Below are 23,853 nucleotides of genomic sequence, written 5' to 3'. Positions count from 1 at the left end.
AGAATGTTTTGCCTTTATTTGGCCCGTCAGATAAGGAACATTCATGTTACGGTACAGCCTCTTAACCGCCGGGCTGATGCTCGGCGCCTCTGCGTTTGCCGCCCCGGCAGGCGATCTCCCCCTGATGCCCTGGCCTGCGAAGGTCGAACGACCTACGACCCAGGGCGCGTTGGTGCTCAGCAACAACGTATCCATTAGCGTCAGCGGGGACGATCTCGGTGACGCCGTCAACCGCCTGCGCCAGCGCATTGCCCTGCAAACCGGCTGGACGCTGCAGCCCCAGGCCGACAAGCCTGAAAAGCCGACCATCCGTATCGCGATTGCCAAAAAGGTAAAACCGCAGCCGCTGCCGGACAGCGATGAAAGCTATAGGCTCACGGTGGATGCCGACGGCGTCGATATCTCCGCCAACACCCGCTTCGGCGCGCTGCGCGCCATGGAAACGCTGCTCCAGCTGATGCAGAACGGGGCGGAAAACACCTCGCTGCCGTGGGTCACCATTGAAGATTCGCCGCGCTTCCCGTGGCGCGGGCTGCTGCTCGACTCGGCGCGTCATTTTATTCCGCTGCCGGATATCAAGCGCCAGATCGACGGCATGGCCGCGGCGAAGCTCAACGTCCTGCACTGGCACTTAACCGACGATCAGGGCTGGCGCTTCAGCTCGAAGCGCTACCCTAAGCTGACGCAGCTTGCCAGCGACGGACTGTTCTACACGCCTGAACAGATGCGTGAAGTGGTGCGTTACGCCGCCGAGCGCGGTATCCGCGTGGTGCCGGAGATCGACATGCCGGGCCACGCCTCGGCGATTGCCGTAGCCTATCCGGAGCTGATGAGCGCCCCGGGGCCGTACGCCATGGAGCGCCACTGGGGCGTGCTGAAGCCGGTTTTAGATCCCACTAAAGAGGCAACCTACGCCTTTGCTGACGCGATGGTCAGCGAACTGGCGGCGATCTTCCCCGATCCGTATCTGCATATCGGCGGCGATGAGGTCGACGACAGCCAGTGGAAAGCGAACGCCGCGATCCAGAACTTCATGCGCGACAACAGGCTGGCGGACAGCCACGCGCTGCAGGCGTATTTCAACCGCAGGCTGGAAACGATCCTTGAGAAGCATCACCGGCAGATGGTCGGCTGGGATGAGATCTATCATCCCGACCTGCCGAAAAGCATTCTGATCCAGTCCTGGCAGGGGCAGGACGCGCTGGGGCAGGTGGCGCAAAACGGCTACAAGGGCATTCTCTCGACCGGTTTCTATCTCGACCAGCCCCAGTCCACCGCCTATCACTACCGCAACGAAATTGTCCCACAGGGGCTGAACGGCGTGGATGTGATTGCCGACACCGACAGCGTCCAGAGCTGGGCCTTCTCCATGCCGCGCCTGAAGGGCAAGCCGGTAGAGGGGAGTTTTACGCTGGTGAAAGGGGATTCAGGCTGGCGCGGGTTTATTGATTTTGCCGGGAAATCCCGCCGCGCGGTGCAGGATATTGAATGGCGTGACGACAGCCAGGTGACCTTCACCGTCGACACGTGGATGGGCGAGACGCGCCCGGTGGTTTCCGTCGATAACGATAAACTCACCGGCTATTTCCTGGTGGGGAATACGCGTTATCCAATCAGCGGCACGCGTCTGGACGCGGTGCCGAAAGGCATTCCGCCCGTCGTGCCGGACGTGGCGAATCAGGCCAACCTGCTCGGCGGGGAAGCCGCGCTGTGGGCGGAAAACGTGGTGGCGCCGGTGCTGGATATCCGCCTGTGGCCGCGCACCTTCGCGGTGGCGGAGAGGCTGTGGTCCGCGCAGGACGTCAACGACGTCGACAACATGTACACCCGCCTGCAGGCGATGGACAGCTGGTCGACGGTGTCTGTCGGGCTGCAGCAGCATACCCAGCAGCAGGTGCAGTTCACGCGCCTCGCCGGTAATGCCGACACGCTGCCGTTGCAGATCCTTGCTCAGGCTGTAGAGCCCGCGCAGTATTACACCCGCCAGCACCTGAAGTTCCAGGCGGGAAATTATCATCAGTTCGAACCGCTCAACCGCTTCGCCGATGCGCTGAACGCCGAAAGCGCCACCGTGCGCCAGATGAACAAATGGGCGGACCGCCTGGTGAGCGATGCGGAAGACGCGGAAAGCGCCGACGCGCTGCGCCACGTCTTTAACCGTTGGCAGAGCAACACCAGCGACGCGCTGGCGCTAAGCGAAAACAGCTATCAGCTGAAGGCGATGAAGCCGGTGATCCAGGAGGTGGATAAGCTGGCCTCCATTGGCCTGAGGCTGACGGATCTGGTGGCGCGCCAGGGCACGCTGGATGATAAAGAGATAGCCTCGATTCAGAGCGAGCTGGATAACGCGGCGAAGGTTCAGGACGAAGTGGTGATTGCGGCGGTCTATCCGCTGGAGACGCTGCTCAGGGCGACGCGGAATCAGTAGCAAGCAACAAAAAAGGCAGCCTGGGCTGCCTTTTTTTATCGCCAACGCGAATTAGCGACGTACGGCAATCGCTTCGATTTCAATTTTCACGTCTTTTGGCAGACGGGCCACTTCCACGCAGGAGCGCGCCGGGAAGGTGGCGTTGTGCTCGGTGAAGAACGCTTCGTAAGTGGCGTTAACGGTCGCGAAATCGTTCAGATCCTTCACGAAAACGGTGGTTTTCACGATATCGCCCACTTTCAGACCGGCAGATTCAACGATAGCCTGCACGTTTTCCAGCGACTGACGCGCCTGTGCCGCGACGTCTTCCGGCACCGCGCCGGTTTTTGGGTTCACCGGGATCTGACCGGAAGTGATGATCATGCTACCCAGATCAACGCCCTGAACGTAAGGGCCGATAGCCGCTGGTGCATTTTCCGTCGCGAGTACTTTGCTCATGTTTTCTCCAGAATTACAGCGTTAAGAATGTTCCCGGCCATTATAACAGCCGGGATTTCATTACCAACCTCAATTAGTTGGCCAGCACCACATAATGAGAAAACTCTTTTTCGCAGTATTTGCATTTGAGCGCGATGTCATCGGCGCGTTTTTTCACTGCAAAGCTGGAAGAAACCGGCTCAGCATGACTGATGCAGTTGCTGTTCGGGCAGACCAGCACGCTTTCAATGCGATCCGGCAGGCTCGGACGGGATTTGCCGACCACTTCATACTCGTCGATGCGGTTGACGGTGGCGTCCGGCGCGTACAGCGACAGCTGGTTGACCTGCTCGTCGGTCAGGAAGGTGTTCTCGATTTTAATCAGGTCTTTGCGGCCCATCTCGCCCGACGGCAGGTTGAGGCCGATGGTGATGCGCTGGTCGGTTTCGGTCAGTTTGAACAGCGTCAGCAGCTTAAAGCCCACCTGCGCAGGGATGTGGTCAATCACGGTGCCGCGCTTGATGGCTTCAACCTGGAGTTTGTTATCGTGTGTCATGGTCGTTTCCCCTTACAGTGCCAATTCGCGATTCAGAACCAGTGCCAGTAACGCCTGGCGGGCGAAGATGCCGTTTCCGGCCTGCTGGAAGTACCAGGCGTGCGGCGTCTTATCCACGTCTGTGGTGATCTCATCGATGCGCGGCAGCGGATGCAGTACCTTCATGTTGTCGCGCGCGCCCTCGAGGTCGCTGGCGCGCAGCACGAACTGTGCCTTCACGTTGGCGTATTCGGACGGATCCAGACGCTCTTTCTGCACGCGGGTCATGTAGAGAATATCCACGTGGCTCATCACCTCTTCGATGCTGGCGTGCAGGCTCCACTGAATGCCTTTCTCATCCAGCATGTCGAGAATGTACTGCGGCATCGCCAGCGCGTCAGGCGCGATGAAGAAGAAGCGGTTGCCGTTAAATTTCGCCAGCGCCTGGGTCAGGGAGTGGACGGTGCGGCCATATTTCAGGTCGCCGACCATGGCGATATTCAGGTTCTCGAGCTTGCCCTGCGTCTCCTGAATGGTGAACAGATCCAGCAGGGTCTGCGTCGGGTGCTGGTTGGCACCGTCACCGGCGTTCAGCACCGGAATGCCGCCGGAAAATTCGGTCGCCAGGCGCGCCGCGCCCTCCTGCGGATGACGCATCACAATCGCGTCGACGTAGGTGCTGATCACTGAAATGGTGTCCGCCAGGGTTTCGCCTTTTTTACCCAGCGACGTGTTGCTGCTGTCCGAGAAGCCCACCACGCTCGCGCCCAGGCGGTGCATGGAGGTTTCAAAGGAGAGGCGGGTGCGGGTCGAGGCTTCGAAGAAGCAGCTCGCAATCACCTTGTGCTTCAGCAGCTCCGGTTGCGGATTGGCCTTCAGTTTTGCCGCGGTTTCCAGAACCAGTTCCAGCTCTTCGCGGCTGAGGTCGTTTATGGAAATGATGTGTTTTTGATAAAGCGGATTCATGTTTATCTCCTGACGCCGGGCAAAAAAAAGCCCCTCAAATGAGGGGCTCTGGGAATAGGTTTAGCAACGGGAAGAAAAACGGCAGGCCAGCGTCTGATTTCAGACGCGGTAAGACGTTATGTCGTACACGCTTGACCATGCTTCCTCCCGGCAAATTGTCGGGCATTATACGCAGCTCGCTTTTCGGATCAAGCGATTTAATGCACGCTTTACTCAATGCAAACGGTTCTTTATGAATATTAATGCGTTCTGAGTAAATAATTAATTTGCTTATGCACCAGTGCGGTGCGCTTCACGACCCGGGGAGCGACCCAGACGATACTGCTGCCGGCCACCACGCCTAAAATTTCCGGTAGCTGGTGATAATCCAGAATACGCGCCACCGCGCGGCCATATCCGGCGACGGTATGAACAAGGATAAACTCGCTATTGTGCTCGACGCTGACCACCATTTCGGACACGGTACGCGCGGCGTCGGGGGCAGGGCGCAGCTGGGGATTCAGCGAATAAATCTTTAGCCCTTTGGCATTTCGAATTTTTATGACGCCGAGCAATTTAAGCAGACGTGAAACGGTGGACTGGCTGATGGTCTCAAAACCACGCTCCTGCAAATCCCGGCGGATCTCCTCCTGAGAGAGATAGCTCTTTTCTGCGATCAGGCGCTGGCAGACCGTCAGCTGTAGTTGCTCTTTGGGAGAGTACTCTTCGTAATCCATCATAGTTCCCATATCAGTTCCTGAAATAACCGGTGGCACCGCACCGATCCGTAGGCCGGATAAGCGCAGCGCCATCCGGCAAATCACAACAAGGCACCCAGACTTAACGCCACCATAATCACCACCGTTAAAATGCCCAGCAGCGGCGCCACCCATTTCAGATAACGCACGTAGGGCACGCGGGCGATAGCCAGCCCGCCCATCACGACGGCAGAAGTGGGCGTGACGAGGTTAACGATGCCGGAGGCCGACTGGTAAGCCGTCACCACCAGGTCGCGGTTGACGTTAGCGAAATCGGCAAGCGGCGCCATGATCGGCATCGTCAGAACGGCCAGGCCGGATGAAGAAGGCACAAGAAACGACAGCACGACCTCCAGCCAGTACATCACGTTGATAAACGCTACCGTGGACAACCCGCTGACCAGCCCTTCCGCGCTGTGCAAAATGGTGTGGGTAATCATGCCCTTATCCATGATGACTACGATACCGCGCGCGATGCCGATAATCAGCGCGACGCCCAGCAAATCTCGCGCGCCGTTGATAAACGTCGACGTCAGCTCCTCTTCGCTCATGCGGGCAATCAGGCCGACGATAATCGCGCTGGCGAGAAACACCGCCGAGATCTCCGCCATCCACCAGCCCAGCACCGCCACGCCGTAGATCATCACCGCGAAGGCGAGGGCGAAAATCACCAGGATGATTTTGCGCACCGGGGTAAATTCCAGCGACTGTTCGCCCTTGTCGCCGAGGAAATGGGCGCGGTTCTCTTCCTGTTTGTCTGCGACGATCGACAGCGACGGATCCTGGCGCACCTTACGGGCGTAACGCATCACCCACGCCACGCAGATGACCCAGCCGATGACCAGCAGCGCCACGCGCAGGGCAATGCCGTTAGTGAAGGGGATCCCGGCGGCGTTGGCGGCGATCACCGTGGCAAACGGGTTAATGGTAGAGCCGAGCGTGCCGATCCCCGCCCCGAGCAGCACGGTAGAGGCGGCGACAACCGGATCGAACCGGGCGGCCAGCATCACCGGTACCAGCAGGGTGTAGAACGGCAGCGACTCTTCGGCCATGCCGTAAATGGTGCCACCTGCGGCAAACAGCGCCATCAGGATCGGGATCATCCACTCCTCGCGCCCGCGAAGCCGGGTGGTGACGCGTTCGATCCCGGCGTCAATCGCCCCGGTTTTGGTGACGATCCCGAGAAAACCGCCGATGATCAGGATAAACAGCGCGACGTCGATCGCCCCGGCCTGGCCGGAGACCGGATCGTACAGCCCGGCGATGGGCGCCATCAGGACGGAAACCAGCCCCTGCGGATGCGCCGCCACGTGCGCGTACGTTCCGGCAATCGGGACTTCTTTACCGAGGGTTTCGTTCATCGTCATCTGGTACTGACCGGCGGGGACGACCCAGCTCAGCGCCGCCACAACGGCAATCAGGAAAAAGAGAATGGTGTAAGCGGAGGGAAACTTAAACTTGCCCATGATGTTCTCCTTAAACCCGGCGCACCCCGCGGCGCGCCGGGCGGTGATTAGTCGCCGAGTGTCGCCACCATGACCGCTTTAATGGTGTGCATGCGGTTCTCTGCTTCGTCGAAGACGATGGAGTTCGGTGATTCGAAGACCTCTTCCGTCACCTCCAGCCCCTTCAGGCCGTAGGCCATCTCGATCTCGCGGCCCACTTTGGTGTGTTCGTTGTGGAACGCCGGCAGGCAGTGCATAAACTTGACGTTCGGGTTGCCGGTGGCTTTCATCACGTCCGCGTTGATTTGATACGGCTTCATCAGGCTGACGCGCTCGGCCCAGGCCTCCTTCGGCTCGCCCATGGAGACCCACACGTCGGTGTAGAGGAAATCGGTCCCCTGCACGCCTTCTTCCACGTCGTCGGTGAGGGTGATGCGCGCGCCCGTCTCTTTCGCGATGGCGCGGCACTGCTCAACCAGCCCGGCTTCCGGCCAGAAGGATTTCGGCGCGACGAGGCGGATATCCATCCCCATCTTGGCCGCGCCGACCATCAGCGAGTTGCCCATGTTGTTGCGCGCGTCGCCCAGGTAGGCAAAGCTCAGCTCCGGCAGGGTTTTGCCCGGCGCGTGCTCCAGCATGGTCATCAGGTCGGCGAGGATCTGCGTTGGGTGGAACTCGTCGGTCAGGCCGTTCCACACCGGCACGCCCGCGTACTCGCCCAGCTCTTCGACGATGGCCTGGCCGTAGCCGCGGTATTCGATGCCGTCATACATGCGGCCCAGCACGCGGGCGGTGTCTTTCATCGACTCTTTATGGCCGATCTGCGAGCCGCTTGGGCCGAGATAGGTTACCTGCGCGCCCTGGTCGAACGCGCCCACTTCGAATGCGCAGCGGGTGCGGGTGGAGGTTTTTTCAAAAATCAGGGCGATGTTTTTCCCGACCAGGGTTTGCTTTTCGCGCCCGGCTTTTTTGGCGGCCTTCAGCTCGATGGCGAGGTCGATCAGGTACTGGATCTCCGCCGGGGTGTAGTCCAGCAGTTTCAGGAAGTTGCGGTTTTTCAGGTTGATGGTCATGGGTAAATCCTTTTTTAAAATTAGTGTCTAAAACCTTACCCCTCACCCCAGCCCTCTCCCCAAAGGGGAGAGGGTGTTTCAAGTCCCCTCTCCCCTTTGGGGAGAGGGTTAGGGTGAGGGGAGAGTGTGCTCAATTACGAATCAACGTGCCTTTCTCGCCCGCCAGGATCTCCGCGCCGTCGGCCAGCGCGCCGATCCCGGCAATGCCGTTGCAGGCTTCTACAAACTCGCGGCAGGCGGCCACTTTCGGCCCCATCGATCCGGCGTCGAACTGCATGCCTCTGAGCAGCTCCGGCGTCACCTGCGCCAGCGGGCGCTGGGTCGGCTTGCCCCAGTCGAGGTACACCGCGTCGGCATCGGTCAGGATCAGCAGGGCGTCGGCCTCGATCTGGCGCGCCAGCAGGGCGGCGGAGAGGTCTTTGTCGATCACCGCCTCAATGCCGCGATAGCCGTTGGCGTTCTCCACCACCGGCACGCCGCCTCCGCCGTTGCAGATCACCAGGTGATCGCGCTGGATCAGCGCCGTGATGGCGTCGCTCTCGACGATGCGTTTCGGCTGCGGTGATGGCACCACGCGGCGGACGTAGCTCCCGTCGGCCTTAAACACCCAGCCTTTTTCCGCAGCGAGCGCTTTCGCCTGGGCTTCGCTGTACACCGGGCCGATGTATTTGGTGGGGTTGCTGAAGGCCGGGTCGGCGGCGTCCACTTCCACCTGCGTGAGCAGGACGCTCACCTCGCGCTGCGGCAGATTGTTTTTCAGCGCCTGCTGGAGCATGTAGCCGATCATTCCCTGGCTTTCGGCGCCGAGAACGTCCAGCGGGTAGGGTGTGACTTTGTCGTAGGCGCTGTTCTGCAGCGCCAGCAGCCCGACCTGCGGCCCGTTGCCGTGCACCAGCACCACGCGCCACTGTTCTGTTAATCCGGCGATGGTGCGCGCGGCCTGCTCGATGTTCTGGCGCTGGATTTCGGCTTCCAGCGGCTCGCCGCGCTTGAGCAGCGCGTTGCCGCCCAGGGCCACAACCAGAGTGGGTTTTCGTTCCATGATGGCTCCTTTAAATTCCGTCGCGTTCCAGCGGGCAACTCATGCAGCGCGCGCCGCCGCGGCCGCGTCCGAGTTCGTCTCCCGGGATAGGCAGCACGGTGATGCCCGCTTTGTCGTACTTCTCGTTGGTCCAGACGTTGCGCTCGTAGCCGATCACCACGCCCGGACGAATGGTCAGCACGTTGTTGGCGTCGTTCCACTGCTCGCGTTCGGCTTCAAAGGCGTCGCCGCCGGTGGTGATCAGGCGCACCTGGTTAATGCCGAGCGCTTTCTCGATGGCGTGCAGCAGGTCTGTTTCCTGAGTGCGCAGCAGGCCGCCGCGTCCGTCCGGGGTGAGCGTCCAGCACTGGGCATCCTTGCGCACCACTTCCGGGTAGACGGAGAAGGTGTCCACGTCGATGTGGGTCATGACGGTGTCGAGGTGCATGCAGGAGCGGTGTTTTGGCAGCTCAACGGCGATCACGCGCTCGGCCTGACGGTGTTTGAACAGGCTGTTGGAGAGGAACTCCACGCCCTGCGGCGTCGTGCGCTCGGACATGCCGATTAATACCGCCCCGCGGCCAATCACCAGTACGTCGCCGCCTTCTAGCGTGGCGTGGTCGTAATTAATATTCTCGTCGCCGAAATACTTAATAAAATCGCCGTCGGCAAACGCCGGGTGCCAGCGATATATTGCCCGCAGGTTATTGGTTTCACGCTGACGGGCCGGTTTCGCCATTGGGTTAATAGAGACGCCGTTATAAATCCAGCACGAGGTGTCGCGGGTAAATAAATGGTTCGGCAGCGGCTTCATAATAAAATCATTCGCCGTGTGGGTATCCACCACCATATTTTTAATGGCCGCCGGAATTTCGCCGTAGGTTAATCCGCCGCTTAATCTGCGCGCCAGTTCGCGGTGCGGCATATCCGCCAGCCAGCCGCGGACGTCGCCGGCAAAGGTCGGGCCGAGGCGATAGTCAGAGATTTGGGTATCCAACAGCCAGGCTTTCGCTTCTGCAATATCAAGGGTTTGTGTCAGAAGGTCGGTCAACAGCAGGACTTCCACACCCTGCTCGCGCAGCGTGTTGGCGAAGATGTCATGCTCCTCACCCGCCCGCTCAACCGAGAGCACGTCATCGAAAAGCAGCTCCTGACAGTTTGATGGCGTTAAACGTTTCAGACTTAAATTAGGACGATGCAGCATAACGCTACGCAATTGACCAATTTCAGAACCGACGTAATGCTTTTCCATAATTATTCCTTTAACTGTTTTTCAGAATAAAAAGGGCATGCGCCATGTGATGTGTTTAATTTCATGGCGGCTAAGCTCAATTGATTTCGTGATTCATACTAGGCAGTTAAATAATCCGTATTGTGATATTGCTCACGCGAAACCGGATATTAAGGAGTTTGTTTTCATTTGCATGATTCGCATCAGATAATGATTGATTTCATATTATTGAGGGGTGAATAGCTAAGCAGGATCCGCTGGCATTATTTGAGGTTGTTATTATTTTGTAGATTTTAATTCTTTGAAATATATCGTTATGTGACTGATTTTAAATGAAAAATATCATGAGCAAGAATGGCTATGCAATTAACGTAATTAACTATTTTTGACTTAAGAAAAATCAATAAATAATTATGGCTTTTTAGAGCAAATTATCAAAACAGTAAAGTGTGAGACGGCAACGGGTTTTGTTAATTAGAGAGCAGGATCAAGAGGTTAGAAGAGTCGGACGATAAGCGCTGATCGAGGTTATGCATAACCCCTGCATAATTGCCTGGACAGGATTAACAGTGGGTTAACACCTTTCCCGATAAACATGCGCTCGCGCAAACCTCTTCGAAAAAGGGCTGGTATGGCAGTCTTAACTCTCGTATAAAAGATAAAAATGAAACGTTGTTTTACGTAGAGGGATTTCACATGATTATCGGCAACATCCACCATCTGCAGCCCTGGCTGCCTGACGCGCTGCGCCAGGCCATTGAGCACGTTAAAGCCCACGTCACCGACGCTACGCCGCTCGGCAAGCACGACATCAACGGCAGCAGCCTGTTTTATCTGGTCTCGGAAGATATGACCCAGCCGTTCGCCGAGCGCCGCGCCGAGTACCACGCGCGCTATCTGGATATCCAGATCGTGATGAAGGGGCAGGAAGGAATGACGTTCAGCACCCTGCCGCACGGTACGCCGGACACCGACTGGCTGGCGGACAAAGACATCGCGTTCCTGCCGGAAGGCGAGCAGGAGAAAACCGTGGTGCTGAGCGAAGGGGATTTTGTGGTGTTCTGGCCGGGTGAAGTGCACAAGCCGCTGTGCGCGGTGGGCGCGCCTGCGCAGGTGCGCAAGGTTGTGGTGAAGATGCTGATCGGCTAAACGAGTTTACTCCCTTTCCCACAGGGAGAGGGCCGTATCGGTGCTTGATTTGCCCGGTGGCGCTGCGCTTACCGGGCCTACGATTATTGATATCGTTGCACAAAGTAGGCCGGGTAAGCGCAGCGCCACCCGGCAAGAAAGGCGCACTGAACCACTAGAGTGATAAGAACTTTGTTTGGCTCATTTAGAGATAGCCAGATTTCTTGAAAAATCCGCATTAGAAACTGACTGTACCTTCCATAAGTTGTTTTCTTTAACCATGCAGTCTATGACTACGTGCTCCTGCTTTTTGCCAAATGCAATGTATACGTTGACACAAACTGGATCGGTATCCCCGGCTATGGCTGTTACATTCTGGGGCCAGTCATCGCCAACGTATTGCGCTTTTAAAAACATATCGGCTTCGTAAAACTCTTCGTCGGCATAACGCGGATCCTGCGTATGACGGAGTTTTTTCATTGTTGATGCTGTGACATATTTATCTATTTCGTTTCCATCAGTAATGGGAAATGCATCTTTGTTGATTTGATTAACGTACCAGCTGTTAAATTTTACAGCACGCTCAATCGGGTCAGAGTGGCCAGCCATTACAGAGAAAGAAAATATGAAGAGAAGCTGTAAGATATTTTTCATATCAGTAGTGCCTGTAAAGGATGATTTTTGGCTGTATATTCCGATATGTCTGGCCGGGATAAAGGCTGTTCTGTTTAAAATCTGAATACCAGGTGCCCGATCCGTCGTAGATACATGCATGCCCATTCTGATGCGCACCTGGTAATGCGTCAATTACTGCGACATCACCCTCAATGGGTGTGCCGTACACCTTGCTGAATCCTGCCTTCTCAAGAGAGCGCCAGAAGTTTTTTGCATCAGCACCATCAATTTTCAAACCTCCGGCACGAATAGCTGCAGCGACGGCGCGAGCGCAGTAACCCGTACTGTTATGATGTGCGTGGCTGCGGGCATATGACACAGCTTCATGCTTATTCCATGACATAAAATAATCCTTATTTTATTAACGAAACGTAGTAATAAGGAAACATTACACCGGATATTTACAATGGTTTGTAATTGATAATGATCTAATATTAACCATCATCAATCTAATAAATAATGGTTAATAAAATTATAAATACATATTATGGTTGATGCTTATCTGAGGATGCGTCAGTAAAATGATTTTTTTGCTCGTAAACTGGAAATGATTATCTGCTGAAAAATAATTCAGCAGATAATCACCATCTCAAGGTAAGAGAGAGGCTCACTCCCCAAGCGTCGCCACCATCACCGCCTTAATCGTATGCATCCGGTTTTCCGCCTGGTCGAACACGATGCTCGCCGCCGACTCAAACACCTCGTCCGTCACTTCCATCCCGCCGTGCAGGTCGAACTCTTTCGCCATCTGCTTGCCGAGCGTGGTCTGGTCGTCATGGAACGCCGGCAGACAGTGCAGGAACTTCACGTTCGGGTTGCCGGTCAGCGCCATCATCTGCGCATTCACCTGATACCCGCGCAGCAGCGCAATCCGCTCCGCCCACTTCTCTTTGGCTTCGCCCATCGACACCCAGACGTCGGTATAGATAAAGTCCGCGCCCTTCACGCCTGCCGCCACGTCTTCCGTCAGGACAATCTTCCCGCCGTGCTTCTCCGCCAGCGCGCTGCACTCCGCCACCAGGCTCTCTTCCGGCCAGCAGGCTTTCGGGGCCACCAGGCGCAGATCCAGCCCGGTCAGCGCCGCTGCTTCCAGCATCGAGTTGCCCATGTTGTTGCGCGCGTCGCCCGCGTAGACCAGCGTCATCTCGTTAAACGCCTTGCCAGGCAGGTGCTCCTGCATGGTCAGCAGGTCCGCCAGCAGCTGCGTCGGGTGGAACTCGTTGGTCAGCCCGTTCCACACCGGCACGCCCGCGTACTGCGCCAGCGTTTCGACCACTTCCTGGCCGTGGCCGCGATACTGAATGCCGTCGTACATCCGCCCGAGAACCCGCGCGGTGTCCTTAATTGACTCTTTATGCCCAATCTGGCTGCCGCTCGGCCCTAAATACGTGACGCGCGCGCCCTGGTCAAATGCGGCAACTTCGAAAGAGCAACGTGTACGGGTCGAGTCTTTTTCGAAGATGAGCGCGATGTTTTTACCGGTAAGCTTCTGTACTTCCTTGCCATTTTTTTTATCGGCTTTGAGCTGTGCGGCAAGGGTCAGCAGAGAGGTGAACTGTGCAGGGGTAAAGTCGAGCAGTTTCAGAAAGTGTTTTTTGTATAAATCGGACATTTTATCCTCGCATGGCGAACGCCACTTATTGAATTAAAATTCACTTTATATGTGTAATTATTCATTTGCAACCCCGTTTCACAATTCTTTCTTACAAAGGTGGAGGCAAACCCGTCCGTGTGTGAAAATAGAAGTATCTGCCGCACTTTAAAGAGGATTGAGCCATGGCAAACCCGGAACACCTGGAAGAGCAACGCGAAGAGACGCGTCTGATTATTGAAGAACTGCTGGAAGACGGTAGCGATCCGGACGCGCTGTACACCATCGAGCACCATTTCTCTGCGGATGATTTCGACGCGCTGGAAAAGCTGGCCGTGGAAGCCTTCAAGCTGGGTTACGAAGTGACCGAGCCGGAAGAGCTGGAAGTGGAAGAGGGCGACACCGTCATCTGCTGCGACATCCTGAGCGAAGGCGCGCTGAAGGCAGAGCTTATTGACGCGCAGGTAGAACAGCTGATGAACCTGGCCGAGAAGTTTGAAGTGGAATACGACGGTTGGGGAACCTACTTCGAAGATCCGAACGGTGAAGACGGCGAAGAAGGCGACGACGAAGATTACGTCGACGAAGACGACGACGGCGTGCGTCACTAAGCGTTTCAGGCGGTGGCGCGAGCCACCGCTTTTTCAAGGCAGAACCATGGATTACCCGCAGATACTCGCCCCCGTTCTCAACTTCCTCCAGTGCCCGACCCCGCAAGCATGGATTGATAAAGCCCGCGACCCGGCGAACCTGCCGCTGCTGCTCACCGACCACATGGTGTGCGAGCTCAAGGCCGCCCAGACCGCGCTGCTGCTGGTGCGTAAATACGTCGCCGACGAAAGCGGTGCCGACGCGCTGCTCGACTGGCTCAAACCCTACGAACAGTTCACCTTCCGCGACGGCCCGGAGCCGGACTTCGTCGCCCTGCACAGGCAGATTGGCAAAAGCGTGATGCCCAAAACCGATGACCCGTGGGGCCAGTCGCTTATCGACAGCATGGTGCTGCTGATTAAAGAGGAGCTGCACCACTTCTGGCAGGTGCGCGAGGCGATGCTGGCCCGCAACATTCCGTACGTCAAAATCACCGCCAGCCGCTACGCCAAAGGGATGCTGAAGGACGTGCGCACCCACGAACCGCTGACGCTGATCGACAAGCTCATCTGCGGCGCCTACATCGAAGCCCGCTCCTGCGAACGCTTCGCCGCGCTGGCTCCGTTCCTCGATGATGACCTGCAGAAGTTCTATCTCTCGCTGCTGCGCTCGGAAGCGCGCCATTATCAGGACTACCTGACGCTGGCCCAGCAGGTGAGCGACGACGATATCTCACCGCGCATACAGCTTTTTGGCGAAATTGAAGCCACACTTATCTCGACACCGGACAACGAGTTTCGCTTCCACAGCGGCGTGCCGGTGTAAACCGGCACAACTCAAGGATAAGGATGCGAGATGAATAAAACGTGGACCCGTACCGTGATGGTTGTTGTGGTGGCCGCCGCCGTGGCGTTCTGGGTGTTCTTCGACAGGCAGCGCGCTCCGGAACGGCAGATGGATTCCGCCCTTAACGCGATGCCCGCCTGGCAGGTGATTAAGGAGCAGGAGCCCGCGCTGCATCAGCGCATCCTCGACCAGATGGCCGCCCTGCAAAAAGCGGGCGAGCCGGAGCAGCAGATTATCGACACCATCCAGCCGCAGATCCTGCATCTGCAGATGTCGCGACTGCAAAACGCCCCGGACGCCAACGTGGTGAACTACATGACCATCAACATGGAGCAAACCGCCGCCATCCAGAAGGTGAGCGACGACGCCTGCTTCCGCTTCCTCTACCCGACGGTGAAGGGCGGCGTGAACCCGATGCGCATGCTGGATAAAGACCTGATGGCGCGGCGCATGCAGGCCGACGCCGACATGATGCGCGCGGCCTACGGCAAAAACCGCCACACCGTGACCCAAGTCGAACGCGAGGCGGCTGTTGAGGACGTGCGGCCGATTATGAAGCAACTTGCCGATAAGTACGGCGAGGAAATCCAGCTGCTGCAGATGCCGGAGAAGGCGGCGGGCAAGGAGAAGCTCTCCTGCGATATGGTGCAGGAGATGTGGGCGAAGGTGCTGGCGCTGCCGGAGCAGAAGGCGGCGGGGGTGATTCGTCTGGCGGTGTCTGAGCTGGAGTGACAAAGGGCGCTGGTTTTTTGGGCACTTAGCGTAGGTTTAGCGCGTCGTCGCTTGCATGGCGGCGCGCGACAGGTATAATCCACAACGTTTCCGCATCCCCTTCAGTGCCGAAGTGGCGAAATCGGTAGACGCAGTTGATTCAAAATCAACCGTAGAAATACGTGCCGGTTCGAGTCCGGCCTTCGGCACCATTAGTACTTCCAAGATCATCCGAGAAAGTCCATTAAACCCTTTAAAATCAACGCTTGCAGCGATTTTTACGTCCTGAGTTGTCCGTGGTAGTCCGTTGAAATCCGGATATAATTGGGGGCATCTTAACTTCGATAAGAAATGAGCCCTCAGATGAAGCTCAACGCAGACAGGTCGAGACCGCAAAGCCAAAAGACAAAACCTATAAAATGGCCGATGGCGGCGGTTTGTATCTCGAGGTTTCGGCCAAGGGTTCTAAATACTGGCACATGAAATACAGACGCCCCTCCGACAAAAAAGAGGATCGCCTCGCTTTTGGTGTGGCCTTCTGTGACGCTGGCTCAGGCAAGAGCAAAGCGCGATGAAGCTAAAAAGCTGTTAGCGCAGGGCATTGCTCCAAAAACCGAACAGAAACAAGCTCAGGCCGAGAATTCAGGGGCATATACTTTTGAAACCATTGCTCGTGAATGGCATGCCAATAACAAGTGCTGGAGTGAAGACCATCGATCGCGCGTTCTTCGCTATCTTGAGCTTTATATCTTCCCTCATATCGGTTCGTCCGACATTCGGCAGCTTAAAACCAGCCACCTGTTAGCCCAGATTAAAAAAGTTGATGCCAGTGGAAAACACGATGTCGCTCAGCGCCTGCAACAGCGCGTCAAGGCCATTATGCGGTATGCCGTCCAGAACGATTACATCGATTCTAACCCGGCTAGTGATATGGCAGGTGCGTTATCAACAACCAAAGCTCGACATTACCCCGCTTTACCCTCCAGCCGCTTTCCTGAATTTCTTGCACGTCTTACTGCATATCGTTCCGCTTAGTCGGCAGGCGATGATTTTGTTAGAGCAGCTTAAGCAGATTAGTGGCGATAAAGAGTTACTTTTTCCGGGTGACCATGACGCAACTAAGGTTATGAGTGAAAATACGGTAAACAGTGCATTGCGTGCGATGGGATATGACACTAAAACCGGGTGTGCGGGCATGGGTTTAGGACGATGGCGCGTGGTGCGTTGTGTGAGTCAGGGTTATGGAGCGATGATGCGATTGAACGACAATTGAGCCACACAGAGCGTAACAATGTGCGTGCGGCTTACATACATACTTCTGAGCATTTGGATGAACGCCGTTTAATGGTGCAATGGTGGGCTGATTATTTAGATGTAAATCGCGACTTACATGTAACACCTTATGATTTTGAAAATAATAAATAATTTACATAGCCCCCTCTCATTTGTGAGAGGGGGCTATATTTATTCTTCACTTCCTAATTGACCAGTAATAATTCTTTCAAATTTTAATATTAATTTACTGATTTCTGGGTCTGATGTTCTCTCTTCAGCTTGTTTTAGCCTTGTTATAGCATCATCAAATACAGTTATATCTTTTGATTTTCTATAAAGTTCGAGCCCAAGAGAACAATAAGAACTTAAGATATATTTATGATCAGGATAGCGCTGCAAAGCAATCATGGCTACTTTCTCTGCTTCCCTTAAGATTGTAATCCGATCTTCAGTCATTATTCCTGGGGTATTAACTGCTCTTGCCGTCAGAAGAGAAACTTTGTATCGCATAATTGCACTGTCAGATCTGAAATCTTTGTCAAAAATTCTAATTTCTGTTTCAGCTTTATCAAACTCACCCAAATCAATCATATTTCTAATTAGTCGATGTCTAGGCAATCTTTCTCCAGGCGCTATTGATATCATTTTACGTAACAGCCTGTTTTGCGCTGTTTTGTCTGAAATCCTCTGTAAGCCATTTTCTATGTTACAAAGCTCTCTAATTGTGCGGATTTCTATATCATATGTTGGTGAAATACAATCAATGACTTTGTCAAATAATGATATTATATCTGAAGTGTCCGAGTACTTGTATTTTGCAATTATGTCTACTATTACTGAATGCCGCCCTCTCCAGCCATAAATACCCTCTCGTTCACTGACGGTATATTCGTTTATAATCTCTGAGAGATTAACTAAGATTGCCTGAATAGCATCGCTAGGGATGCTTAGCAGTCTGATGATCAACTGTCTATGAACCCTTACTCCTGCACTTTCCATTGCGGCTACAATTTTATATATCTCTTGAAGTTCCGATGATAAATGTGCATATTCTCGTAAAATAATGTCATCAAATTTTTCAGAGGCAAATATATTTTTCAAGCAAACAAACATATCAGACTCACATCTAACGGCTAAGCGCCTTTTTCTTTCTGGCCTGGAGAAACCACTAAAATTCTCCTCAGTTAATCCTCTCATTGTTGTATTGTTTTCTATCAGGAATAAGAGTCGATCTATCTCTTCACTAGATAGTTGAGACAGGCTAACATCTTTACCATGTTTGTATATATTAGGCGTTTTGATGCGAGGATTCCAAAGGTTCTTCGATGAGGCACAAATTATCTTCAAATTAGAAATGTTATCAGAACGTAATCTATCAATTAATTCGTTAATTGCGTTTAATTGAGAATGAGCTTCATCTATAAACAAAATACCTATTTTATCATTTTTTACAAGCTCTTTACTTACGTCTAGCCAGGCAAGAGCTTCTAAATTAAAATCATTTTTATGCTCCCAGCAAATGATCCCTTTATCAACGCATCTAACTAGCATTTGTCTAGCTGCGGTTGTTTTTCCAACACCACTAGCTCCAAGTATTATGAGAGAGGTAATATCTTGCGAGGATATAAGTTGGTCACTCAACCCTATAATATCGCGCTCAAACGTCAATCCTGATTTAATATCTGAATAAAGCGCTGGCCATCCATTGAACATTGCAATCGCATCACCTTCTCCAGCCATTAAATGGTTAACATCTTGAGTGGTGGCTCTTAGCTGAATAGTATTGTAAAAGTAATCTTGATCGTTTCTTTGTGGTCCAACCTGAGGTTTAGCAGCTGCTAACTCCGCAAAAAAGTCATCAATGCCTCCGAAGCAAACTTTAAATCCTCTCTTCTCATAAAGCATAGCCCTGTTATCATCACGGCTATAAAGAAATAATGAAACTTTACCAATCCCGGAAATTGCATTTATGTTGGCTGTTTTTTCAATAAGTTCTTTAATGTGAGCATCTGCTAGAGAATGACCTATTATTATTAAATGAGAGTCACTAATATCATTTTTAAATCTATCCCAGAGTTTTTCCCTGTATTCTACAGTTTGATCGTAATCTCCGTCACTAATTATTATCCTAGACTGAATGCCGTCAACTATATCCTTATCTATCGTGCCGTGTAATTTGAAGTATTTTAAAGTGTCCGCCCCACCGGCACTTGAAAAGTCAAAGTTGGATGAAATGGGTCTTATTCTTTTTTGAGAGGAATTATAACTCTGTTCAATTAACTCATCATAGTTTGTGGTGTATATCGACTTCCAGTCATATAGTGGAGTATTGAGTATTCCACCAGTAGGTTTAACATCTTCAAACATCTTTCTTAATTCGGTGATCATCTCATATCTGGTATATTTAGTTTCCAGTATGCTTGTGAACTCTCTAAGGGTATATCCATTTGCATCTTCTTTAAATCTAGTGGCCAGCTTTCTAATTATTCCTTCCACGCTAGGTGCTCTAGATGGAATTGATGAACCCGCACCAAAAAATAAAACGGTTTTTTCAGGCGTTATGTCATGTACTAATTGTTTAATGTCTATAGGCATATTAAATCCATTTGGTTTTGGCTTATATTGGCGATTTTATATTTCTTACAATCTTAAATCTATTTTTGACGCAAATAGACTATTTATTCCTCTAATAGTGATATATGTTTCTGAACCTTGATATAGATCACGTTACACTAATCTAAGCTCTGGCGCGCAATGCTCTCCCCGCCCCGCCTGCCCCCTTAAGGAGGCGCTTTTAATGCAGGTACATGAACGGCCTCAGGGCGCGCTAGTGCTGGCGCTGGCGGGGGATTCAGTGTCAGTAAAACGCATGCAAAATCATGCACCTTAAGCATGCATGGCTTTGATATGTAAAAATGGCGGGATTTCGGGGATTTTTAAGCGGGTACTAAACGACCAGTTCTGCACGACGGCGGGGGTAATTCAGGTTCTGTACGGGCGTGAATTTTCACGATTATCATCCCGAGAAGCCGCGTCTGGCCTGAATCCGATGGCCGTTAAAATGTCATTATCCTGCGCCGAATAATTAATTTTTTCACCGGCGACCAGCTAGAGCTGTAGCGCCTCGCACAGATAATCGAGTCAGTGCTGCATGGCGTAGCGCTGAACGGCGGGATGTTGCCCGGAATAATTCATCAGTTCAGGGGCATTTGCGGCGGTCAGCTCCGCGCCGTGCGCCCGCATAAAATCATTTAATCGGTCGCGGATGCTGATGCGCTGCACTTCTTTATGCGAGCGAATATAGCGATCGGCAGGCTGATTGATTTCCCATTTTTTTTCATATCTATAATTTCGCGCAGCGTTTGCAGGCTCCGGCCGCTGTCGACAAGCTGTTCGCGGTATGCCTGTTCGGCCTGCGTCAGTTCTTCCCTGCGTTGCAGCCAGGCGGATTTATTTGCCTGACAGGCCGCAAAGGCTTCCTGTAGTGTCAGTGTGGTCACGTAAGTTTCTCCCTCTGACTGAGGGTGCTTAGGCACCGGCACGGTTAACGGTGGCCGCCGGTGCGGGGACAGGGATGACCGGCTCTATCGCCGGTGAACGAATAACCCCGTCGATGGATTCAAGCGTGCGGAAGGTCGCCGAACACTTGATGCTCATGCACTGATAGTGATCCGGGCGTGTTCCATAACGATCTCACGTCGTCGTGTTGTTTCCTCGCGAGGGCGAGCTGAGTGGATTTTGGAGTGGCCAAGGCCTGCGGCATTGTGAGTAAAGCCAGTAACAGAAATGGTGAGTTTTTACGCATGATAATAGTCTCCGCAGACTGTTCATGGCAGTGTAGAATAAGGTCAGGTCAACAATCAGCTAAGAATTAGTTAGCATAGAAAAAAACATTTCATCCCGTTAGCTTGTTTATGTAATTTCTGTTCTGAGAGTGGGCGAATGTATCAATTTCTACGCTAAAGCGTAAAATGATGTGATGAAATCTATATTGTGAATGAGGAATTAATTTTTTTATATAAGTTAATTTGTTATAATTGGGCGAGAATGTGAAATTTTTAACTTGGAAATGAGCATGAAAAATAAAAGAGCTTGGGCTTTTAAAACAATAAGTAAAAAAGAACAAGTTTATCGTGGTAATGATGGTTATGATGATAATCCATCTGAATCGTATTCTTATGATAATTTGGTTGCTAATCATAAGCAAGTTGAATCTGGGGATATTGTTGTAATATATAATAGGAAGCAAGTAATTGGTGTGGCGGAAATAACCTCTCTTATAAAGGAAGATTCTCAAAAAGAAATAAATCAATGTCCAATAAAAAACTGTAATGCAGAAAAAATAAGAACCAGAACTAGCAAGAAACCCGAATGGAGATGTAGTAATGGCCATGAATTCGAAAAACCATTAAAAAAAAACATACCTGTAATAAAATCTACGGCATTCTATTCTAATAGCTTTAAAATACTAAAAATGAATTATCTTGAGCTGGAGGGTAAAATAATAAACCATAACAAACAACTATCTATCCAGGAAGTAAAGTTAGAATGGGCAAAAAATCTATGGGAAGGAAATAATCTTTATATCGATAATTTAGAAAGCTTAGAGGCGAGTGAACCTGAAGCCCTATTCAACAAGGAAGATCTAAGAGAAGTAGTTAATCGTTCTATTAAACAAAGACGAGGACAACGTTCGTTTAGGGAAAAACTTCTCAAAAAGAATAATCATTGCGCTATAACTAAATGTGCGGTTGTAGATATTCTTGAAGCCGCCCATATCTATCCATATAGAAATAACTCTCATAACCATATAAGTAACGGTATTTTACTTAGGGCTGATATACATACACTTTTTGATCTTGATTTAATAGCTATTGAGCCTAAGAGCTTCACAGTTCATATTAATAAAAAGCTTAAAGGCAGTGAGTATTTGGTTTATGAAGGTAGTATTCTTAGTCTTTCCCACGTGCTATCACAAGAGGCAATAGAAGAAAGATGGGAGATATTTATGGATAAAAATAAATGAGTAAAGAATTTCTAGAATGGTTCATATATTAGAATGTTTTGGACAAAACTTGAGGTAAGTTTATAGCAGTTCCTTTCGATAAAAAACTCACAATACAACAGGGGATGTTAATAACTTATAATCACCGTTTATAACTCCCTGCAGCCATCTAGGCCGTCATCCAAACCATAAGGCGGTAGGTAGAAACATCAGCATTATGGTACAAGCAATGGCTGCGTTCGAGAAACCGAATGCCCTTGGTATTGTTACAAAACTAGTCGATCGTGTTTATACAAAATTGTTATTGGTGATATGGTTTGCTGTGCGTGGGGTCGCTCAACTGGTTTAGTGCGCCAAGTGAATGACGAAATGAACGGTACGATCCATCGATGGTTTAGAGCGATGATGAGCTGAAGGGCGAGATTGACTCTATTTATAATAGCCTTGAGAAGCGTCAGGTTTAGGACAGCGATTTTATAAGCCTCTTACCGGTATTTGTTTAGGGAAAGTTGGATGAAGCCACCGGGTTTTAAAGCTTAACTAATTGATTTTTGTATCATTTATTATGCGCTATACTGTGATATTCACTACGCATGCTGCATGTATACCACTTGGAAACATCATTAGCTAAATCTCATAATTACTACTCTCTGTTGAATCCATATACTGATCAAATATCCAGAATAAATCGTTTCATCTGGGTCAAATGAGTGATATATTTTCACCCATAAACCCCTAGGAGGCGTTATGTCTGAATTCGATTTATTTGCTCAGGAACTGCTCGAAAAAGCAGAAGCTGAAGAAAAACAACAACAAGAGCGCGACAGGAAGCTGATTGATCGGGTACTTGAAATTTACGACCAGAAGTATGTCGCAGAACTGCTAAGAAAAATAGGTAAAAACGAGTGGAGTCGCGAAACTCTTAACCGCTGGATAAATGGCAAGTGTGAGCCAAAATCGCTCACCATGGCAGAAGAAGCGCTGTTACGGAAAATGCTGCCGGAGCAACCCGCTCATCATCCTGACTATGATTTCCGCTTTATTGATCTGTTTGCCGGTATTGGTGGTATACGTAAAGGATTCGAGGCCATCGGCGGGCAATGCGTTTTTACCAGCGAATGGAATAAAGAAGCGGTACGTACCTACAAAGCAAACTGGTACAACGATGAAGACGCACACACATTCAATCTGGATATCCGCGAAGTCACGCTAAGCGGGGAAGAAGGCATCTCAGAAGAGAAAGCCTACGCCCATATCGATCAACACATCCCGGATCATGACGTCCTGCTGGCCGGTTTTCCCTGCCAGCCATTCAGTCTGGCGGGTGTAAGTAAGAAAAACTCTCTCGGACGTGCACATGGATTCGAATGTGAAGCGCAGGGCACTCTGTTTTTCGATGTTGCCCGCATAATCAAGGCTAAGCAACCAGCCATTTTTGTTCTGGAAAACGTGAAAAACCTTAAGAGCCATGACAAAGGCAAAACGTTTAAAGTTATTATGGATACCCTTGATGAATTAGGCTATGAAGTCGCTGATGCCAATATTACAGGGAAAGATGATCCTAAAATTATTGATGGTAAAAATTTCCTGCCACAACATCGTGAGCGTATTGTTCTGGTCGGATTCCGCCGTGACCTCAATATCCATCAGGGATTCACTTTAAAAGATATTCATAAATTCTACCCTGAGAAAAGACCAACATTTGGTCAGCTTCTGGACCCTGCGGTTGACAGTAAATATATCCTGAGCCCTAAGTTATGGGAGTATCTCTATAACTATGCTAAAAAGCATGCTGCCAAAGGTAATGGGTTCGGTTTTGGTCTGGTTGATCCGAATAATGAAAATAGCATTGCGAGAACATTATCCGCTCGTTACCATAAAGATGGATCTGAAATTCTCATCGACAGAGGATGGAATAAAGAACTCGGCGAAATCGATTTCTCAAATCCAGTGAATCAGGAACAAAGACCAAGAAGACTGACGCCTCATGAATGCGCCAGATTGATGGGTTTTGAGCAACCCGGAGGCAAGCCATTCCGGATCCCCGTTTCCGATACCCAGGCCTATCGCCAGTTTGGGAATTCAGTGGTCGTTCCCGTTTTTGAAGCCGTGGCGAAACTGCTTCAACCTTATATTATTAAAGCCGCAGCAAACAAGGCGACAAATAAATAATATAAA

At 51.7% G+C, this 23,853-nt stretch carries 22 protein-coding genes, 1 tRNA gene and 4 pseudogenes; 11 read left to right on the top strand and 16 right to left on the bottom strand.

From position 1 onward, the window contains the following. Positions 1 to 43: 43 nt before the first annotated feature. On the top strand, positions 44 to 2,428 hold the full coding sequence (locus M2422_RS12115) for a beta-N-acetylhexosaminidase (protein WP_064673141.1): 2,385 nt from the start codon (positions 44 to 46) through the stop codon (positions 2,426 to 2,428). Positions 2,429 to 2,479: 51 nt separating this feature from the next. Here M2422_RS12115 and ridA read toward each other — a convergent pair whose 3' ends face one another. From ridA to M2422_RS12095, 4 genes are all read right to left on the bottom strand, one after another. Then, positions 2,480 to 2,866 (bottom strand): 2-iminobutanoate/2-iminopropanoate deaminase, encoded by a 387-nt coding sequence (gene ridA / locus M2422_RS12110; RefSeq protein ID WP_008501391.1) that lies wholly within the window; start codon positions 2,864 to 2,866, stop codon positions 2,480 to 2,482. A 73-nt stretch (positions 2,867 to 2,939) separates the two neighbouring features. Continuing rightward, complete coding sequence (pyrI, locus tag M2422_RS12105) at positions 2,940 to 3,401, bottom strand: aspartate carbamoyltransferase regulatory subunit (RefSeq protein WP_023310197.1); 462 nt, start codon at positions 3,399 to 3,401, stop codon at positions 2,940 to 2,942. Between the two features lie 12 nt (positions 3,402 to 3,413). Beyond that, positions 3,414 to 4,346 (bottom strand): aspartate carbamoyltransferase, encoded by a 933-nt coding sequence (pyrB, locus tag M2422_RS12100; protein ID WP_023310198.1) that lies wholly within the window; start codon positions 4,344 to 4,346, stop codon positions 3,414 to 3,416. Positions 4,347 to 4,380: 34 nt separating this feature from the next. Beyond that, positions 4,381 to 4,485, bottom strand: coding sequence for a pyrBI operon leader peptide (locus tag M2422_RS12095; RefSeq protein ID WP_022646880.1), 105 nt, complete (start codon positions 4,483 to 4,485; stop codon positions 4,381 to 4,383). On the opposite strand from M2422_RS12095, the pseudogene M2422_RS12090 reads away from it, so the two are divergent. Further along, positions 4,465 to 4,582, top strand: a pseudogene (locus M2422_RS12090) (hypothetical protein). The gene M2422_RS12095 and the pseudogene M2422_RS12090 overlap by 21 nt on opposite strands. Before the next feature lie 3 nt (positions 4,583 to 4,585). Here M2422_RS12090 and M2422_RS12085 read toward each other — a convergent pair. The 5 genes from M2422_RS12085 to arcA form a co-directional block, all read right to left on the bottom strand. Then, positions 4,586 to 5,065 (bottom strand): arginine repressor, encoded by a 480-nt coding sequence (locus tag M2422_RS12085; protein ID WP_029739272.1) that lies wholly within the window; start codon positions 5,063 to 5,065, stop codon positions 4,586 to 4,588. A gap of 80 nt (positions 5,066 to 5,145) precedes the next feature. Further along, positions 5,146 to 6,549 carry a YfcC family protein gene (locus M2422_RS12080; protein ID WP_064673142.1) on the bottom strand — a complete coding sequence of 468 codons (1,404 nt, stop codon included), beginning with the start codon at positions 6,547 to 6,549 and terminating at the stop codon, positions 5,146 to 5,148. A 47-nt stretch (positions 6,550 to 6,596) separates the two neighbouring features. Then, positions 6,597 to 7,601: an ornithine carbamoyltransferase gene (gene argF / locus M2422_RS12075; protein ID WP_032647051.1), complete on the bottom strand. Its 1,005-nt coding sequence runs from the start codon at positions 7,599 to 7,601 to the stop codon at positions 6,597 to 6,599. A gap of 130 nt (positions 7,602 to 7,731) precedes the next feature. Then, positions 7,732 to 8,643: a carbamate kinase gene (arcC, locus tag M2422_RS12070; RefSeq protein ID WP_033144506.1), complete on the bottom strand. Its 912-nt coding sequence runs from the start codon at positions 8,641 to 8,643 to the stop codon at positions 7,732 to 7,734. A gap of 10 nt (positions 8,644 to 8,653) precedes the next feature. Beyond that, positions 8,654 to 9,874 carry an arginine deiminase gene (gene arcA / locus M2422_RS12065; RefSeq protein WP_064673143.1) on the bottom strand — a complete coding sequence of 407 codons (1,221 nt, stop codon included), beginning with the start codon at positions 9,872 to 9,874 and terminating at the stop codon, positions 8,654 to 8,656. 675 nt (positions 9,875 to 10,549) lie between these two features. On the opposite strand from arcA, the gene M2422_RS12060 reads away from it, so the two are divergent. After that, the gene (locus M2422_RS12060) at positions 10,550 to 11,002 is read left to right on the top strand and encodes a YhcH/YjgK/YiaL family protein (RefSeq protein ID WP_064673144.1); all 453 of its coding nucleotides are present in this window, start codon (positions 10,550 to 10,552) and stop codon (positions 11,000 to 11,002) included. A gap of 180 nt (positions 11,003 to 11,182) precedes the next feature. Here M2422_RS12060 and M2422_RS12055 read toward each other — a convergent pair whose 3' ends face one another. The 4 genes from M2422_RS12055 to argL all read right to left on the bottom strand — a co-directional run bounded on the left by M2422_RS12055 (position 11,183) and on the right by argL (position 13,333). After that, on the bottom strand, positions 11,183 to 11,635 hold the full coding sequence (locus M2422_RS12055) for a DUF3828 domain-containing protein (protein WP_047059081.1): 453 nt from the start codon (positions 11,633 to 11,635) through the stop codon (positions 11,183 to 11,185). A gap of 1 nt (position 11,636) precedes the next feature. Next, positions 11,637 to 11,999 (bottom strand): hypothetical protein, encoded by a 363-nt coding sequence (locus M2422_RS12050; RefSeq protein WP_064673145.1) that lies wholly within the window; start codon positions 11,997 to 11,999, stop codon positions 11,637 to 11,639. 264 nt (positions 12,000 to 12,263) lie between these two features. After that, the gene (gene argF, locus M2422_RS12045; RefSeq protein WP_047059078.1) at positions 12,264 to 13,268 is read right to left on the bottom strand and encodes an ornithine carbamoyltransferase; all 1,005 of its coding nucleotides are present in this window, start codon (positions 13,266 to 13,268) and stop codon (positions 12,264 to 12,266) included. Continuing rightward, entirely contained in the window at positions 13,238 to 13,333 is a 96-nt protein-coding gene (gene argL, locus M2422_RS12040) for a putative translational regulatory protein ArgL (protein ID WP_211180486.1), read from the bottom strand. Before argL ends, argF (M2422_RS12045) begins: the two co-directional genes overlap by 31 nt. 99 nt (positions 13,334 to 13,432) lie before the next feature. On the opposite strand from argL, the gene rraB reads away from it, so the two are divergent. The 5 genes and pseudogenes from rraB to M2422_RS12015 all read left to right on the top strand — a co-directional run bounded on the left by rraB (position 13,433) and on the right by M2422_RS12015 (position 16,820). Then, positions 13,433 to 13,858, top strand: coding sequence for a ribonuclease E inhibitor RraB (gene rraB / locus M2422_RS12035; protein WP_029739283.1), 426 nt, complete (start codon positions 13,433 to 13,435; stop codon positions 13,856 to 13,858). A gap of 46 nt (positions 13,859 to 13,904) precedes the next feature. Next, positions 13,905 to 14,663 carry a tRNA isopentenyl-2-thiomethyl-A-37 hydroxylase MiaE gene (miaE, locus tag M2422_RS12030; RefSeq protein ID WP_064673146.1) on the top strand — a complete coding sequence of 253 codons (759 nt, stop codon included), beginning with the start codon at positions 13,905 to 13,907 and terminating at the stop codon, positions 14,661 to 14,663. 30 nt (positions 14,664 to 14,693) lie between these two features. Next, positions 14,694 to 15,416, top strand: a complete 723-nt coding sequence (locus M2422_RS12025) for a topoisomerase II (protein ID WP_259140856.1) — start codon at positions 14,694 to 14,696, stop codon at positions 15,414 to 15,416. A gap of 106 nt (positions 15,417 to 15,522) precedes the next feature. Beyond that, positions 15,523 to 15,607: transfer RNA gene (locus M2422_RS12020), tRNA-Leu, on the top strand. Positions 15,608 to 15,814: 207 nt separating this feature from the next. Continuing rightward, positions 15,815 to 16,820 (top strand): annotated as a pseudogene (locus M2422_RS12015) (tyrosine-type recombinase/integrase). Between the two features lie 39 nt (positions 16,821 to 16,859). Here the strand turns inward: M2422_RS12015 and M2422_RS12010 are convergent. The 3 genes and pseudogenes from M2422_RS12010 to M2422_RS12000 form a co-directional block, all read right to left on the bottom strand. Beyond that, on the bottom strand, positions 16,860 to 19,265 hold the full coding sequence (locus M2422_RS12010; protein ID WP_064673148.1) for an SIR2 family protein: 2,406 nt from the start codon (positions 19,263 to 19,265) through the stop codon (positions 16,860 to 16,862). A 352-nt stretch (positions 19,266 to 19,617) separates the two neighbouring features. Continuing rightward, positions 19,618 to 20,170: pseudogene (locus M2422_RS12005) on the bottom strand (phage polarity suppression protein). A 28-nt stretch (positions 20,171 to 20,198) separates the two neighbouring features. Next, complete coding sequence (locus M2422_RS12000) at positions 20,199 to 20,327, bottom strand: hypothetical protein (RefSeq protein WP_259140853.1); 129 nt, start codon at positions 20,325 to 20,327, stop codon at positions 20,199 to 20,201. A 418-nt stretch (positions 20,328 to 20,745) separates the two neighbouring features. Here M2422_RS12000 and M2422_RS11995 point away from each other — a divergent pair, with 418 nt between their 5' ends. The 3 genes and pseudogenes from M2422_RS11995 (at position 20,746) to M2422_RS11990 (ending at position 23,847) form a co-directional block, all read left to right on the top strand. After that, the gene (locus M2422_RS11995; protein ID WP_064673149.1) at positions 20,746 to 21,696 is read left to right on the top strand and encodes an HNH endonuclease; all 951 of its coding nucleotides are present in this window, start codon (positions 20,746 to 20,748) and stop codon (positions 21,694 to 21,696) included. Positions 21,697 to 21,907: 211 nt separating this feature from the next. Next, positions 21,908 to 22,139: pseudogene (locus M2422_RS23885) on the top strand (hypothetical protein); the annotation flags it as partial. A 283-nt stretch (positions 22,140 to 22,422) separates the two neighbouring features. Then, positions 22,423 to 23,847, top strand: a complete 1,425-nt coding sequence (locus M2422_RS11990; RefSeq protein ID WP_248202741.1) for a DNA cytosine methyltransferase — start codon at positions 22,423 to 22,425, stop codon at positions 23,845 to 23,847. Positions 23,848 to 23,853 lie beyond the last annotated feature (6 nt).

The organism is Enterobacter sp. SLBN-59, from assembly GCF_024807915.1.
Taxonomy (GTDB): Bacteria; Pseudomonadota; Gammaproteobacteria; order Enterobacterales; family Enterobacteriaceae; genus Enterobacter; species Enterobacter asburiae_B.
Note: the sequence above shows the minus strand (reverse complement) of the source record. Positions and strands in the feature narration are given on the sequence as shown.